Raw genomic sequence first — 15,536 nt, 5'->3', positions numbered from 1 at the left:
TAATGTTCTGGTGCGGATTTCACGGGTTATCTGAGTTTTTTATTCAATCCGTGAAATCCGCCCAATTCGAGCCAACGATAGGCCATTGGCTGCGTTATTTATAATTATCATTTAATCAACTGTTATGAAGAAGTCTGGTTTGCTTTTGATTGTATGTTTTGTTTTTGCAACCTTTTCTATTGCGCAGAATAATATTGTGAAAAGCTTGGAGCGCAATGTGCCGGGACAAGGCAAGGTGACCATTCATCAAGATGCCCGTATTGCGGCTTTGATAGGTATGGAGGCTGTTCCCGCTGTCGGTACGGATGAACCGAGAACGATTAAGAGTTCGGGCTATCGCATACAGGTTTATGCCGGTAACAATACCCGTCAGGCCAAGAACGAGGCTTATGCGGTAGCTGCCCGCATCAAAGAATATTTCCCGGACCTTACGGTATATACTTCTTTCAATCCTCCCCGTTGGTTGTGCCGTGCAGGAGACTATCGCAGCATTGAAGAGGCAGATGCCATGATGCGTCGGTTGCGTGCTACCGGTGTGTTTAAAGAAGTATCGATTGTAAGAGAGCAGATAAACATTCTTCTATAAAAAAAGAATCATGTTAGGAAAAGAAGAAATCGTATCTCCTTCATTGGACGAGCTGAAGGAACATTATCATCGCATCCTCACTTTGTTGGGCGAAGATGCCGAGCGTGAAGGTTTGCAGAAAACACCCGAACGTGTGGCAAAAGCCATGCTGTCGTTGACGAAAGGGTATTATATGGATCCGCATGAAGTACTCCGTTCGGCCAAGTTTCAGGAAGAGTACAGTCAGATGGTTATTGTGAAAGACATTGATTTCTTCTCGCTTTGCGAGCATCACATGCTTCCATTTTATGGCAGGGCGCATGTGGCATATATTCCTAACGGCTACATTACGGGGCTGAGCAAGATAGCCCGTGTGGTAGACATCTTTTCTCATCGCTTGCAGGTGCAGGAACGCATGACGCTGCAAATCAAGGAATGCATTCAGGATACTCTTAATCCACTGGGCGTAATGGTAGTAGTAGAGGCCAAGCATATGTGTATGCAGATGCGTGGTGTTGAGAAGCAGAATTCCATTACCACCACTTCCGATTTTACCGGAGCCTTCAATCAGGCCAAAACCCGTGAAGAGTTTATGAATTTAATTCGGAATAACTCGTAAAAGGACTCTTTTATTCTCGGTCTTATCTCTTTTACTTGTCTATTCTGCTTGAATTTCTTGGAATCAGAAACTTATCACGACTCTGTCTCCCAATCGTTTGGCCATGAGGCTTTTCACTTCGCGCAATTCGTTGTAGCGCTTCATGGTGCTGTCGCAACGTGCTTCGTCCTTGATGACGGCAGGGTCTTGCAGGGCACGCATGATGTGCTTCAGTTCCTCGCTGACGATGGCATATTTGAAGTTTACCATCAGCAAAGGGACCAATTCGTAGAGGCGTTCTTCGTCCGTTACAATCTTCTGGCTTTTCGAGTGGTATTTGCTTAGATGATAGCGATTGCTGATAAGCTCCACGCTCAGTTTGCTGATAGTGGGGTCGGGATGCGACATGAAGTACCGTTCGGCAATGAATCCTTCGCTGTGGATGTGGGCGGCCGCTTCGGCCAGCAGTTGCCGATGAAGCGGATTGTGAAAGGCAAGGTCGTCTTCTTTCAGGTCGTCGACGATGTATTCGATTACGGTGATGGGGACTTCCTGTCCCTCTTCATTGCTGACATTGCACATCACTCTCTCTCCGTAGCGCACCACCATTTGGAGAATCAACCGTTCGTACTTATAAAACTCCTGTCCTTCTTTTCCTTCCTGCGGAATGAAAGATACGTACGCTTCTTCCTGCTGCGAAAAAGGAGGTGGAGCCACACCGGGAAAATCGGAAGGCGGAACGTTTTCGGGAGGATAATCACTTCCCTGCTGCGAAGTCGGTTCGGAAGGAGGCATATCGGCATTATTGCCGTTGCTGCCTGCCTCTGCATTTCCTCTTGCGGCATTGGCTGCCCGCCGTTCGCGTTCGGCACGCTCCGCTTGTTGTTCGGCCTGCTTTTCGCGCCGTTTGGCAACTTCAGAAACCAGGAGTTTGTCCTCCACATGCAGCAGTTGGGCGCATTCCTTGATGTAGACATCGCGCACAATGGCCTCGGGGATGATGGAGATGCTTTGCACAAGGCTTCCTATGAGTTCGGCACGCTTGATGGGGTCTGTCCCTGCGCTTCCCAGCAACAGATTGGTCTTGAAGCGGATGAAGTCCGTTTCGTTTTCTTGTATGAAAGCCTGAAACTCCGTCGCATTGTGCTTGCGGGCAAACGAGTCGGGGTCATCGCCGTCGGGCAGCAGGCAGACTTTGATGTTCATGCCTTCTTCGAGCAGCATGTCTATGCCTCGCAGGGAGGCATGTATGCCCGCTTCGTCGCCATCGTAAAGGATGGTCATGTTGTTGGTGAAGCGATGAATCATGCGGATTTGTCCGGGAGTAAGCGCGGTTCCCGAAGAGGCCACCACGTTCTCTACTCCCGACTGGTGCATGGAGATGACGTCCGTATAGCCCTCGACCAGAAAACAGCGGTCTTGCTTCACGATGGCTTGCTTGGCGAAGTAGATGCCATAAAGCTCATTGCTTTTGTGATAGATTTCCGATTCGGGAGAGTTGACGTACTTCACTTTTACGCCTTTCGTGGCACCGGCCAGCACACGCCCGCCGAAGGCCACCACTTTGCCCGAGAGTGTGTGTACGGGAAAAATGACCCGTCCCCAGAAGCGGTCGCGCAGACGGTGGTCGTCCGTTTCGTAGCAAAGGCCGGTCTTGACGAGGAAGTCTTTCTTATATCCTTTCTTCAGTGCCTCTTGCGCAAGGGCATCGTGGCTTTCGGTGGAGTAGCCTAATTGGAATTTTTCGATGATGTCGTCGCGGAAGCCGCGGCTGCGGAAATAGGCCATGCCGATGCTCCGTCCGTCCGCATGGTTTTTCAGGATGTTCTGAAAATAGTCGCGGGCAAAGTTGTTGACGATGAACAGGCTTTCGCGCTCGCTCTGCGCCTGCTTCTCTTCGTTGGTGAGTTCCCGTTCCTTGATCTCGATGCCGTATTTCCTGGCAAGATACCTCAACGCTTCAGGGTAGGACATCTGTTCGTGCTCCATGATGAAGTGAACGGCGTTTCCGCCCTTGCCGCAACTGAAGCATTTGCACAGTCCTTTGGAAGGAGACACGCTGAAAGAGGGCGTCTTCTCGTTGTGGAAGGGACAGAGCCCTACATAGTTCACACCGCGTTTGCGCAGGGTGACGAAGTCCGATACGACATCTACAATCTGAGCCGCATCCAAAATCCGGTCTATGGTGGCTTGGTCTATCATGCCTGCAAAGGTACATATAAAATCGACCCTTGCAAAGAAAAAAATGCAAGGGCCGGAGTACGGGCAGGATTTCAGAGCCTGTCTGCTTTTGAATTTCTTGAATAAGGGCCTGCCTGGGGGGCTTGTCTGAATGCGGGTTCGACAGTCGGAGAAGAAGTTTGCGGGATGCCTTCCGAAAGTTGACGGCTCCTGCACGAAAACATCCGCTTCTAACGGAAGTGTTCTCCATCGCAGGGCTTGCGTTGTACATCTTGCGCCCTGCGATGTACATCTTAGCGCTTGCGATGTACAACGCAAGCCCTGCGATGGAGTTTTCTCCCCGTTCTCTTCCTATTTTAGATAAGGGCGCGCCGGACTTTACTTGCAGGCGACAGGATTTTCTTGTACGTACGACGCCCACCCCTCAAGCCTTGTGCCGGGACTCGGGTCCTTTCGGCTTTCTTTCGCGCGTTTCAGCAACGGCTGATGCGGCAGCTTTCCGCCGCTTACTTGATGTTCGCCCTGATTTTTGTCAGATACTTCTTCATGCCTTCGGCATCTTTGTTGCTGATGATGGTGAGCAGATTCTTCAGCTCCAGACGGATGTTCTCCACCTGCGAGGGGGTGCGGGGGTTGAAAAGAATCTCCTGCAACAGGTAGTCGTCTTCGTTCAGCAGGCCTTTGGCAATGGCCATGTGCTTTTTGAAGGTGGTTCCCGGCGCTTCCTGATGCTTCATCACCGCCGCAAACACGAAGGTGGAGACGAACGGGATGGACAGGGAGTATGCCACGGTTTCGTCGTGCCCGTCGAAGGTATATTCGAAGATGTTCAGCTTCATGGTCTGATACAGGTCTTTGAAGAAGATTTTGCCCAAGTGGTCGCCTTCGCTGATGATGATGGCATTTTCGGTATTCAGGTTGTTGAGGCTGGCAAAGGTGGGGCCGAACATGGGGTGGGTAGACACGTAGCGGAAACCGCTCTCTTCGTAGAATTTCTTCAGTCCGGTCTTCACCGAGGCAATGTCGCTGATGATGCAGTCTTTGGGCAGCACGGGCAGCACTTGGCGGAAGGCGTCGAGCGTGTACTTCACCGTGACGGCATTGATGACCAGCTCCGGCTCGAAATCTTTTATTTCCTCCGGCGTGGTGAAGCGGTAGGTGTTGTAGACGAAGCGCAGCTGATGCGGGTTGACGTCGAACACGGCCGTCTCGTGCTGAAAGCTCAGGATGTCTGTGAAGAAAGAGCCCATTTTTCCGGCTCCAAGTATAAGTATTCGCATAACTTCTTCTATAGGGGGTGGATGCGGTTGGCCGCCTTGCGGCGGCAACCGGCCTTTATTTGTTGATGATTTCCATTTGCTGTCTCACGCTCTCTTCGTGTATGGCCTCGAATACTTTCTTTATGAATTCGGAGTCCATGCCGCAGAGCGCACCTTGCGAACCGCGCTTTTCAAGAATCTCGTTGTAACGTCCGGTCTGCAGGATGGTCATGTCGTGCTCTTTCTTGTAAGTACCTATTTCGCGGGCGATGCGCATGCGCTTGGCCAGCTCCTGTATGAGGTTGTTGTCGCATTCGTCGATCTGCTTGCGCAGCTCGTTGAGGTTCTCCGTGCTTTGCGTCTCCTTGCGGATGACGAGCAGGTTCAGGATATAGTCCAGCACGTCCGGTGTCACCTGCTGGGCGGCATCGCTCCATGCGCAGTCGGGGTTGCAGTGGGTTTCCACAATCAGACCGTTGAACCCCAAGTCCATGGCTTGCTGGCAAAGGGGAGCTATCAGCTCGCGTTTCCCGCCGATATGGCTGGGGTCGCAGATGATGGGCAGGTTGGGGATGCGGCGGCGCAACTCGATGGGGATGTGCCATTGCGGCAGGTTGCGGTATATCTTCTTATCGTAGCTGCTGAAGCCGCGGTGAATGGCGCCCAGCCGCTTCAGACCGGCATTGCCGATTCGCTCCAAAGCTCCGATCCATAACTCAAGGTCGGGGTTTACGGGATTTTTCACCAGTACGGGGATGTCTACGCCTTTCAATGCGTCTGCTATTTCCTGCACGGCAAAGGGGTTGGCAGTGGTGCGCGCACCCACCCAAAGGATGTCTATGCCTGCTTTCAGGCACTCGTACACATGCTTGGCGGTGGCCACCTCGGTGGATACGTACATGCCTGTCTCTTTCTTTACCTCTTTCAGCCAAGGCAGACCTTCCACACCGATGCCTTCGAATCCGCCCGGTTTGGTGCGCGGCTTCCATATTCCGGCACGGAATATCTTGATACCTTTGTCGGCCAACTGCTTGGCGGTGGTCATTACTTGCTCTTCGGTTTCGGCACTGCACGGGCCGGCTATTACCAGCGGCCGTTTGTTTTCTACGCCGGACAGTGTGATGGGTTCTAATTCAAGTTCCATATCTTTCTTTATAAATATTATTCGTTTATTTTCCTGATTCTTTCCAATGCTTCGGCCAGTTTATCGTCTTTGCAGCAAAGCGAAATGCGGATAAACCTTTTCCCGTTGCTTCCGAAGATAAAACCGGGTGTGATGAATACCCGGGCTTTGTGAAGCACGCGCTCCGTCAGTTCTTCCACATCCGTGCAACTCTCCGGAATCTTTCCCCAGAGAAACATTCCCGTCTGGTCGGGGTTGTAGGTGCATCCCAAGGCATGCATGATTTTTCCTGCCAGCCGGCGGCGGTTGCGATAGTTGGCGTTGTTGCCGTCATACCACTCTTTTTCTGCTTCCAGCGCGGTGGCCGCAGCCAGTTGCATGGCGCGGAACATGCCGCTGTCTATGTTGCTCTTCACCTTCAGTATCCATTGAACGAAGTCGGCGTTCGAGGCCAACATGCCGATGCGCCATCCCGGCATGTTGTGGCTTTTGCTCATGGAGTTGAGCTCGATGCAGCAGCCCTTGGCTCCCGGCACGCTGAGTATGCTGATGGGGTGTTCGTTCAGGATGAAGCTGTACGGATTGTCGTTTACGATGACGATGTCCTTTCGGCGGGCAAAGTCTACCAGTTTTTCATAAAGTTCAGGGGTGGCGTTAGCTCCCGTCGGCATGTTGGGGTAGTTGGTCCACATCAGTTTTACACGGCTTGTGTCCATCTTTTCCAGCTCATCGAAGTCGGGCATCCAGCCGTTTTCTTCTTTCAAGTCGTAGTTCACCACCTCGGCGCCAAGTATCTTGCTGAGCGACGTGTAAGTGGGGTAGCCGGGATTGGGAATCAATACCTGTTCGCCCGGATTGACAAAGGCCAGCGTGACATGCAGGATACCTTCTTTTGAACCGATGAGCGGTTGTATCTCCGTATCGGGATTCAGTTCCACGCCATACCATTTCTTATACCAGCCGGCAAATGCCCGGCGCAGTTCGGGAATGCCCGTATAAGGCATGTAGCCGTGTCCGTCCGGATTCTTGGCCGCTTCGCAAAGGGCTTGCACGGTTCTTTCGGCAGGCGGCATGTCGGGACTTCCTATGCCCAGACTGATGACATCCTTTCCTTCGGCATTCATCTGTGCCACTTCTTTCAGCTTCTTCGAGAAGTAGTATTCGCTTACGCTTGCCAGACGGTGGGCCGGCTTTATTTTAGATGCTTGATTTTCCATCTTCATATTCTCCTAATATTTTGAGTTCTTTCGTCAGGGGGGTGATAGCCGTAATGGACTGTTTGTATCTGAGTACATTGTCGAAAACGATATCCACATAGAATTGATATTCCCATTCGCGCCCGATGATGGGCAGAGACTGTATCTTGGTCAGGTTGATGTTGTAGAAAGAGAGGATGGACAATACCTGCGAGAGGCTTCCTTCCGTATGCGGCAACGTGAATACCATGCTCGCTTTGTCGACTTCCTTCTTGCGGTGGCGGTTCAGCTCGTCTGCCTGCCAAGGGTCGGCCACCACCAGAAAGCGGGTGAAGTTGTGCTTGTTTGTCTCTATTCCCTCTTGCAGGATTTTCATTCCATAACGCTCGGCTGCCGTTTTGGAACAGATGGCGGCATGCCCTTTCAGGTTCTTTTTCCTGATGATTTCAGCGCTCAGCGCGGTGTCTTCGGCCTCCACCACTTTGATTTCGGGATGTTTGCTCAGAAATTCGCGGCACTGCATCAGGGCAATGGGGTGGGAGTTGACTTCCGTGATGTCTCTCCAGTCTTCTTCGGGCAGGCATACGAAACTGTGCGAGATGCGCAGTTTATGCTCTCCCACGATTTGCGCTCCGCTTTGTCGCAGCAGTTCGTTGTTGTACAGCAGACTTCCTGCGATGGTATTCTCTATGGCCAGCATGCCTATCACTTTGCTGTCTTTCTTGACGGCGGCAAACACCTCTTCGAAGCTTGCGCAACAAATCAGCTCTATTTCTTCTCCTTCGAAGTATTTGTGGGCGGCTATGTCGTGAAAAGAGCCTGCTGTTCCTTGAATGGCAACCTTTTTCATTCTTTTTATTTCTTCGGGTTCTTTATTGCTATAAAAAAATCCCGCTTCCATACGGATGGAGCGGGATTCAGTATTTTTACTTGTTCTCTCTGTTCAGTTCTTAAGCATCACTGTCACTTGACACATACAAACTCCCGCTCTACTTTCCGACCAAAGTAAAAGTAAAAAAAGAAGTAATATGCGTAAGCAAATGATTTCATACTTATTATTCTCTGTTTTTTCTGAATTATGCGGCAAAAGTAATGCTTTTCTTTTACATACAAATAAAAAAGGATGTTTTTTATTTCAGACCGGTATCTTTTTTAGAAGGCGGCATGTTTTTGCAAACCTTGCAGATTTGCTTTCCGGCATCTCTCTCATCCTCTTTTCTATAATCCCAATATGTCCGTCTGTTGTCCGCCCGGCTGCCCGTTATATTGCCCGGTGATGTTCTTTACCTCTTTGGGATTAAGCTCCAAACCTTTCTTCATATCTTCCGTAGCGCCTTCCTTATCTCCGTTCAACAGCTTGGCACGTCCGCGTTCGTGATAGGCTGTCGAGAAATCCGGATTCAGCTCAATGGCTTCGGTGAAGAGTTCAATGGCTTCTGTCAGCCTCTTGCGGTTGATGTAAAGCTGGCCCAGATACAAGAATGCTTGTTCGTTGAAGGGGTTCAGCTCTGTCACGAGGCGATAATCGGCTTCCGCCGCATCTTCGTCTTCGGTGGCTTCTCTGATTTTTCCGCGCAGCAACAGCGCAGCTTCTTCTTCGGGGTCTTGTGCCAGAATGGCGTCGATATCCTCCATCGCCTCCTTGTATTGTTTCATCCTGGTCAATGCTTCGGCACGCAGCAAGCGGGCTTCCGTGAAATCCTCTTTCAACACGATGGCTTTTGTGAGGTGGGCAACGCACATTATCCCGTCTCCCCGGCTGTCGTCGGCCTTGCCAAGCAGGTAATGGGCCATGGCATTGCCTTCTTCTATCTCGATGGCTTTTGTTGCCGCTTCGGCCATGGCTGTATAATCTTCCAGCATGTAGCACACGTTGGCAAGGCTGATGTAGGTAGCTGTATGTTCCGGTTCTATCCGGGTCATCTGCTCCAGCAATTTGCGCGCATTGTCCGCTTCTCCGGTCTGAATATAGACTTGTGCCAGATAGCCCATTGTCTCGAAGTCTTCATAAATGGCAAGGGCTTCCGTGAAACATTTCACGGCATAGTCTGCGCGGCCCATGCGCTGTGCACGCATACCGTCGTACTTGAATATTTCAAAATTCTTCCGGTCGCTTTTCTGTTTCTCATCTGCCGGGCTTTCTGTTTTGCCTGAGAAGAAAGATGTAAAGAATCCCATATTTTAAAGTCTTAAAAGGATAAAATATAATAGAGTGAGAAGGAGGGATACCTCCTTTTTGCGGCAAAAGTAATGATTTATTTCTTAACTTCCAGCATCCCGTTGACGGCAATTACTCGTCCTTCGTCCAATAGCCCGTGCAGAACACGGGTTAGTGTTTCCTTGTCCGTGGATAACCGTTCGGACAAAGCAGCGGGTGTCATGGCTTGTTCGGAAAGTGCCCGGAGTACATCCTCGACGAGTTCCTTTGCAAGGTCGTCTTTATGTGCCCCTTCTTTTTTCAGGCTGATGCAGGTGTCGCATTGTCCGCAGTTATGCTCGTTCTTCTCATCGAAGTAGCGCAACAACATGCGGCTACGGCATGCCGTAGCGTTGCCGGCGTAATCGAGCATGGCGGAGATGCGCTTTTCGTAGCGTGCCTTTCGCTCTTCATATACCGAAGGAGGAATTTGCAGATGATGTTTCTCTACTCGTTCGCGCGCGTATATTATATAAGGTGTCTTTTTTCGGGGAATATAACTGACGATACGGAGCTTGGCAAGATGGATTAGCAGCTCGTACACTTGCCGCCTCATGAGTCCGCTACGTGTGGCAAGCGAATCTTCATTAATGAAAGCATAATCGGTGAATATACCGGTGTAGGAGCGCAATATGATTTGAATGAGCTTGTCCGTCTCCTCGTCCATCTCTTTCAGTTTGTAGAGTTCGTCTCTTCGGATGGTGAACAGCAGTCGGGAAGCGTTGTCCTGTTCGTCCGTGTATTCCAAGTAGCCGGCCTGTGTCAGTATCTTCAAGGCACTGTCTACGGGGACGGGGAAATATTTGAATTTCCTGCAAAAATCCTCTATGTTGAACTCGCGTACGCAACCTTGCCCGTCTCCCATTGCCATTTGATAATAGTATTGGAGGTGCTCGTACACGTCCTTGATGTATTCTTTCTCCGGAAAGGTGTCGGGAATGCGTTTATGGAGAGTTGCATGATCTGATTTGGCATACAGGATGACGGCATAGGCTTTTTCCCCATCCCTTCCTGCCCGACCGGCTTCTTGAAAATAGGCTTCTATGGAGTCGGGCAGATCCATGTGGACAACAATGCGCACGTCGGGTTTGTCGATGCCCATGCCGAAAGCATTGGTGGCAACCATGACTCGACTCTCACCTGTTTGCCAGCGTTGTTGGCGGATGTCTTTGGTGGCATCGTCCAGTCCGGCATGATAGAAGTCGGCAGTGATGTGTTCGTTATGCAGCAGTTCGGTGATTTCCTTTGTGCGGCGGCGGTTTCGCACATAGATGATGGCGCTGCCTGACATGCGGCGCAGTATATGCAACAACTCTCCTGTCTTGTTTTCCGTTTTCCGGACGATGTAGGCAAGGTTTTGGCGCTCGAAGCTCATGCGGAACACGTTTTCTTCGCGGAAGTTCAGGCGCTTTTGAATGTCCTTGATTACCTCAGGGGTGGCGGTGGCTGTCAGTGCAAGTACCGGTATGCCGGGCAGTAACTTCCGTATTTCGGCTATTTTCAGGTAGGCGGGACGGAAGTCATACCCCCATTGCGAGATGCAGTGGCTCTCGTCTACCGTAATCATGCTGATTTTCATCTTCTGCACCTTGCTACGGAAAATATCGGTATCCAGTCGTTCGGGTGAGATGTAGAGAAACTTGAAATTACCGAAGATGCAGTTCTCCAATGCGACGATGATTTCCTGCCGACTCATGCCGGAATAAATGGCAAGTGCTTTAATTCCTCGCTTTTTCAGGTTTTGCACCTGATCCTTCATCAAGGCAATCAAGGGAGTGATGACCAAGCACAGCCCTTCTTGGGCGAGTGCCGGAACTTGAAATGTGATGGATTTGCCTCCGCCCGTAGGCATCAGTCCCAAGGTGTCCTTACCGGCAAGAATGCTGTTGATGATGTCTTCCTGAATGCCACGGAAAGAGGTGTAGCCCCAATATTGCCGGAGGAGAAACCTCGGCTCTGAAGCCTCTTCCCTCTGTTCCCCTCCTCCGCAGGGAGGGGGAGAAGATACCTCCTCTTGTCTTTTTTCCCATAGGGAACGGGAAGCAAAGTTACTTTTATTCATAGCAATCGGTCTGTCTGCTCCCCTCCCTACGGAGGAAAGGGTAGGGGGAGAGGCTTTCAGTCTATTGGATGGAATCGGGAGAAGAGGCTTCCGGCCTTATATCCTCAATCTGCAACTGTATTTCTCCTCGTTTATGGGTATTCTCCTCGATGGTATAACAGATGTCGAACGACCGCTTGGTTTTGATGAAACGCACGTGCGAACTTTGTCCGAAAGCAATGCCGTTCATCACGTTGTTCGATTTGTTGTCCACCAATTCTAATTTGATGTGCTCCTGATCGCGACCCACTACTTTGCTGGTGCCGTAGTCGTAGACATTGTGCGTGCAGAATACGGGTTTGGTATTGTCCGGTCCGAAGGGATTGAACTTCTTCAAATCGTTGCAGAATTTGGGAGTGATGTCTTTGAAGTCGATTTCTGCATTGATGTCGATGACGGCACAAGTCTGTTCGGGCAGGATGTTCTGCGACACAAATTCCTCGAAGCGTTCCATAAAAGCCGGCACGTTTTCCACTTTCATGGAGAGGCCGGCCGCGTAGGTATGTCCACCGAAGTTTTCCAACAGGTCTCGACAATATTCGATGGCTTTATATACGTCGAAGCCCGATACGGAGCGGGCCGACCCGGTGGCCATGTCGTCCGTGCGTGTCAACACTACGGCCGGGCGATAATAAATCTCCGTCAGGCGGGAAGCCACAATGCCTATGACACCTTTGTGCCAGTCTTCGTTATACAGCACGATGGAACGGCGGTCGGCCAGTCCGTCCAGACCAGCCACGATTTGGTTGGCCTCTTCGGTCATGGTCTTGTCCAAGTCTTTGCGGGTTTCGTTGTACTGGTTGATTTGGCCGGCTTTCTCCAGAGCCACGGAGAAATCTTTCTCCGTGAGCAGGTCGACAGCCTCTTTCCCGTTCTGAATGCGTCCGGAAGCATTGATTCGGGGACCTATCTTGAATACGATGTCGCCCACGGTGATGTCCTTATCCGTCAGTCCGCAAACGTCGATGATTGCTTTCAGTCCTACGCTGGGGTTGCTGTTCAACTGCTTCAGCCCGTGGTAGGCCAAGATACGGTTTTCGCCCATGATGGGCACGATGTCCGATGCGATGCTGACAGCACAGAGATCCAGCAAAGGTATCAGGTGGTGAAATTCGATGCCGTTGCTGATGGCGAATGCCTGCATGAACTTAAACCCTACGCCGCATCCCGATAGGTGCTCGTAGGGATAGGTGTTGTCTTCCCGTTTGGCATTCAGGATGGCTACGGCGGGGGGCAACACTTCGTCGGGTACGTGGTGGTCGCAAATGATGAAATCGATGCCTTTCGCCTTGGCGTATGTGATTTCCTCTACGGCCTTGATGCCGCAATCCAGAACGATAATCAGGCCTACGCCACTTTCTGCGGCATAGTCCACCCCTTTGAACGAAACTCCGTATCCCTCGTTGTAGCGGTCGGGAATGTAATAGTCGATGTTCGAATAGAATTGTTGAATAAACTTGTAGACCAGCGCCACGGCCGTAGTGCCGTCTACGTCATAATCTCCATAAATCAGAATACGCTCTTTTTTCCCCATTGCCTTGTTCAGACGTTCCACGGCCACATCCATGTCCTTCATCAGGAACGGGTCGTATAGGTCGGGCAGTTGCGGGCGGAAAAACTTCCGGGCATCCGATGCCGTTGTTATTCCCCGCTCCACCAACAATCGTCCGAGTATCGGGCTAATCCCCAATTCTTGGGCCAACTGCCGGCTTGCTTCTGTCTGTTCGGGTGTAATGGGTTGATAATTCCATTTGTGAGTCATTTTATATATTATTTTTTCTTTTTCTTGTCTCAGGCACACAGCTTTCCGGCCATGTGGGGAATAACGGGCTTTTCCGCCCTGAATGGGCACGCTATACTCCTGCAAGCTGTAAAGGTATGAAAAACTCTTGAAACTAAGACTAATTCTAAAGAAAATATTGAGAGCTTTTGTATTCTTTGTTGAAAAGGCTTTATTTTGCACGAAAAACCAAAGAGGCTTCCTTATGCTTAGTTTTATATCTTGTGCAAAGACCATGACACCGTCGTGCGGTTCCATAGCCGTGCCCCGTGTCACTGTTCCCCGGTTTGAGGCGGAGGCTGTGCTACATGCGCTGGAGATGTCGCAGTATTCGGCATCGGAGTTGGCGAAACTTTTGCGGGTGAATGCCAAGATTGCCGCTGAGAACAGCCTGCGCTTCCATGATTTCTGTTCGGCGGACAACCTTCCTGTTCCCGCCATTTGTGCTTATACGGGCGCTGTGTTCAAGCGTATCTTGCCGGAAGATTTTACGGAAGACGATTTTTGTTACGCCCAAGACCATCTGCTTATCACCTCTTTTCTCTACGGATTGCTTCGCCCTTTGGATGGCATCAGGCTCTATCGTATGGAGGGCGATGTACGGCTGCCGGAAAAGGGAGGCATCTCTATGTTCGACTACTGGAAGCCTTTGCTGACGGATTATTTCATTGCCGAAATCAAGCATCGGGGCGGAGTGCTTGTCAATCTGGCAAGCGGCGAGATGAAGGACTTGTTCGACTGGAAACGGGTGGAGCAAGAGGTGCGTGTGATTACGCCCGATTTTCAGGTGATGAAAGGCGGCAAGCGGAAGACGGTGGTCGTCTATGCCAAGATGTGCCGTGGCGAGATGGTGCACTATATCATCAAGAACCGTATCGATTGCCCGGAAGAACTGAGGACTTTCGCATGGGAAGGCTTTGCTTTGGACGAGGAGCAGAGCACGGATAATCATTTGCAGTTTGTTTTGGGATGAGGCTCCGTTGGAGCCACCGAACCCGCTATGAAGCCTTTTCCGCCCGTTTTTTTTGACCGATTGTTTGGTGGCCAATAAAGCGCCACTCGCAGGGTTTCACCCCGTCAGAAGTGTTTCCTGACGATTGAAACCTTATTTCCCACCTGTATGTGTATGATAGGGAAGCGATTTCCCAATACAACTTAGGATACCTCCCAATACGACTGAAGTACCCCTAAGTCGTATTGGGAGGTATCCTAAGTTGTATTGGGAGGTGAGTTCCATCCCGAAGACGGAGGGTGAAACTTTTAGTTTCAGGGCGGGAAGAACAGTGGCACTCATCCCAAATCTGGATAAGAGACATCGCATTGATTTGCGCAAAATGAGGATTTATATGCGTTTTTCGGACCGAAATCGATGAATGGATTTTCTATATTTGTGAAAGTAAAGCATTTATAAGAAACACCATGAGACAGAACTGGAAGCGAATCTTTGCTATATGGATGCTGGCTGTATGGATGGCTGTTCCTTGCATCTGTGCCGTAAGTGCAGGCTTTTTGACCGAAACCGGAAAGGAGGAATGGATGAAAGCACTCCATGACACATTGCCGATGTGCAAACTGTCTGTCCCCGGCACGCACGACAGTGGGAGCACGAGAGGGGGACGTACGTTGAGAACGCAAACCCTGAGCATCGCCGGACAGTTGCAACAAGGCATACGTGCTTTTGATATCCGTCTGCGGAAAAGGAAGAATAAGCTGGGCATATTCCACAGCCATGCCTTTCAGGGCATCTATTGGGAAGAAGACGTGCTACTCGCTTTCATCGCCTTTTTGCAGGCACATCCTTCTGAAACGCTGGTTGTGTCGCTGAAGAAAGAAGGGGGTGCGTCGGAAGACTACGCATCTCTTTTATCCTCTTCTTTGCTTATCCCTGCCCATCAACGCTATTTCGTGACGGATTTCCATCCGGGGCTGACGCTCGGAGAGTGTCGCGGCAAAATCCTCTTTTTGCATAGAGACTTTGTCATGGAACGCTATCCGGGAGCTGCCTGCATCGGGTGGGCTGACAATGCGTCCTGCCTGCTTACGCTTCGCGGTAAAGATGGGGTGGAGGGTAAAGTCCTGCTTCAGGATGAATATCAATACGAATCGGATAAGGAAGCGGATAAAAAAATTGCGTCCTGCATCCGCCACTTCGATAAGGTGGTTGCCGAGCCGGCCGCCTCGCGTCGTTGGGCAATCTCTTTCACCAGTGCCACCGGTCTGCCTTCGGGCACGCCTTTGGCCTTTGCCAACCGCATAAACCAACCGGTGGCGGCTTGTCTGGCGAAAGGCCGTAAGCGGAAATGCGGCATCGTCTTCATCGACTTTACAGACTTGCAAGGCGGGAAAGCGTTGGCAGATTATTTGATTCGCTGCAACAGCTATTGAAATGTTTTTGAATTAAGCCGTAAAACGAGGCAAAACATTCGGCATCTTTCTTGCCGCTCTTTGAAGGCAACTTTTGGGGAACACGTCTTTATTTTTGCGCAAAATGAAGATTTATATGCGCAATTGGCGGCATGGAAGAAAAAGAGTGTTC

At 50.7% G+C, this 15,536-nt stretch carries 12 protein-coding genes; 4 read left to right on the top strand and 8 right to left on the bottom strand.

Annotated features, from left to right (window positions below):
- The first annotated feature begins 124 nt into the window (after positions 1–124).
- Complete coding sequence (locus C3V43_RS06155) at positions 125–586, top strand: SPOR domain-containing protein (RefSeq protein WP_106069053.1); 462 nt, start codon at positions 125–127, stop codon at positions 584–586.
- A gap of 10 nt (positions 587–596) precedes the next feature.
- Complete coding sequence (gene folE, locus C3V43_RS06150; protein ID WP_106069052.1) at positions 597–1,184, top strand: GTP cyclohydrolase I FolE; 588 nt, start codon at positions 597–599, stop codon at positions 1,182–1,184.
- Between the two features lie 63 nt (positions 1,185–1,247).
- Here folE and dnaG read toward each other — a convergent pair whose 3' ends face one another.
- The 8 genes from dnaG to recJ all read right to left on the bottom strand — a co-directional run bounded on the left by dnaG (position 1,248) and on the right by recJ (position 12,982).
- On the bottom strand, positions 1,248–3,365 hold the full coding sequence (dnaG, locus tag C3V43_RS06145; protein ID WP_106069051.1) for a DNA primase: 2,118 nt from the start codon (positions 3,363–3,365) through the stop codon (positions 1,248–1,250).
- Between the two features lie 485 nt (positions 3,366–3,850).
- Positions 3,851–4,624, bottom strand: coding sequence for a prephenate dehydrogenase/arogenate dehydrogenase family protein (locus C3V43_RS06140; protein ID WP_106069050.1), 774 nt, complete (start codon positions 4,622–4,624; stop codon positions 3,851–3,853).
- Between the two features lie 55 nt (positions 4,625–4,679).
- Positions 4,680–5,747, bottom strand: coding sequence for a bifunctional 3-deoxy-7-phosphoheptulonate synthase/chorismate mutase type II (locus C3V43_RS06135; RefSeq protein ID WP_106069049.1), 1,068 nt, complete (start codon positions 5,745–5,747; stop codon positions 4,680–4,682).
- A 17-nt stretch (positions 5,748–5,764) separates the two neighbouring features.
- Positions 5,765–6,949 carry a pyridoxal phosphate-dependent aminotransferase gene (locus C3V43_RS06130; protein WP_106069048.1) on the bottom strand — a complete coding sequence of 395 codons (1,185 nt, stop codon included), beginning with the start codon at positions 6,947–6,949 and terminating at the stop codon, positions 5,765–5,767.
- Positions 6,924–7,772 (bottom strand): prephenate dehydratase, encoded by an 849-nt coding sequence (locus tag C3V43_RS06125; protein WP_106070485.1) that lies wholly within the window; start codon positions 7,770–7,772, stop codon positions 6,924–6,926. The genes C3V43_RS06130 and C3V43_RS06125 overlap by 26 nt, the downstream gene beginning before the upstream one ends.
- 368 nt (positions 7,773–8,140) lie before the next feature.
- Positions 8,141–9,100: a tetratricopeptide repeat protein gene (locus tag C3V43_RS06120; protein ID WP_106069047.1), complete on the bottom strand. Its 960-nt coding sequence runs from the start codon at positions 9,098–9,100 to the stop codon at positions 8,141–8,143.
- Positions 9,101–9,177: 77 nt separating this feature from the next.
- Positions 9,178–11,181 (bottom strand): RecQ family ATP-dependent DNA helicase, encoded by a 2,004-nt coding sequence (locus tag C3V43_RS06115; protein WP_106069046.1) that lies wholly within the window; start codon positions 11,179–11,181, stop codon positions 9,178–9,180.
- Between the two features lie 61 nt (positions 11,182–11,242).
- A complete protein-coding gene (gene recJ, locus C3V43_RS06110) occupies positions 11,243–12,982 on the bottom strand; it encodes a single-stranded-DNA-specific exonuclease RecJ (RefSeq protein WP_106070484.1) in 1,740 nt (579 codons plus the stop codon).
- Positions 12,983–13,205: 223 nt separating this feature from the next.
- Here recJ and C3V43_RS06105 point away from each other — a divergent pair, with 223 nt between their 5' ends.
- Both C3V43_RS06105 and C3V43_RS06100 read left to right on the top strand, forming a co-directional pair.
- Positions 13,206–13,973 (top strand): YaaA family protein, encoded by a 768-nt coding sequence (locus C3V43_RS06105; RefSeq protein ID WP_106069045.1) that lies wholly within the window; start codon positions 13,206–13,208, stop codon positions 13,971–13,973.
- 446 nt (positions 13,974–14,419) lie between these two features.
- Entirely contained in the window at positions 14,420–15,385 is a 966-nt protein-coding gene (locus C3V43_RS06100) for a phosphatidylinositol-specific phospholipase C (RefSeq protein WP_106069044.1), read from the top strand.
- Positions 15,386–15,536 lie beyond the last annotated feature (151 nt).

The sequence above is a fragment of the Prevotella heparinolytica genome, assembly GCF_002998535.1.
Classification (GTDB): domain Bacteria; phylum Bacteroidota; class Bacteroidia; order Bacteroidales; family Bacteroidaceae; genus Bacteroides; species Bacteroides heparinolyticus.
This window is presented reverse-complemented; position numbering and strand designations above follow the sequence as displayed.

Excerpts from the sequence above, each read along its gene's own strand:
- C3V43_RS06155 (WP_106069053.1), top strand. The coding sequence starts at position 125 with ATGAAGAAGTCTGGTTTGCTTTTGATTGTATGTTTTGTTTTTGCAACC.
- folE (WP_106069052.1), top strand. The coding sequence starts at position 597 with ATGTTAGGAAAAGAAGAAATCGTATCTCCTTCATTGGACGAGCTGAAG.
- dnaG (WP_106069051.1), bottom strand. The coding sequence starts at position 3,365 with ATGATAGACCAAGCCACCATAGACCGGATTTTGGATGCGGCTCAGATT.
- C3V43_RS06140 (WP_106069050.1), bottom strand. The coding sequence starts at position 4,624 with ATGCGAATACTTATACTTGGAGCCGGAAAAATGGGCTCTTTCTTCACA.
- C3V43_RS06135 (WP_106069049.1), bottom strand. The coding sequence starts at position 5,747 with ATGGAACTTGAATTAGAACCCATCACACTGTCCGGCGTAGAAAACAAA.
- C3V43_RS06130 (WP_106069048.1), bottom strand. The coding sequence starts at position 6,949 with ATGAAGATGGAAAATCAAGCATCTAAAATAAAGCCGGCCCACCGTCTG.
- C3V43_RS06125 (WP_106070485.1), bottom strand. The coding sequence starts at position 7,772 with ATGAAAAAGGTTGCCATTCAAGGAACAGCAGGCTCTTTTCACGACATA.
- C3V43_RS06120 (WP_106069047.1), bottom strand. The coding sequence starts at position 9,100 with ATGGGATTCTTTACATCTTTCTTCTCAGGCAAAACAGAAAGCCCGGCA.
- C3V43_RS06115 (WP_106069046.1), bottom strand. The coding sequence starts at position 11,181 with ATGAATAAAAGTAACTTTGCTTCCCGTTCCCTATGGGAAAAAAGACAA.
- recJ (WP_106070484.1), bottom strand. The coding sequence starts at position 12,982 with ATGACTCACAAATGGAATTATCAACCCATTACACCCGAACAGACAGAA.
- C3V43_RS06105 (WP_106069045.1), top strand. The coding sequence starts at position 13,206 with ATGCTTAGTTTTATATCTTGTGCAAAGACCATGACACCGTCGTGCGGT.
- C3V43_RS06100 (WP_106069044.1), top strand. The coding sequence starts at position 14,420 with ATGAGACAGAACTGGAAGCGAATCTTTGCTATATGGATGCTGGCTGTA.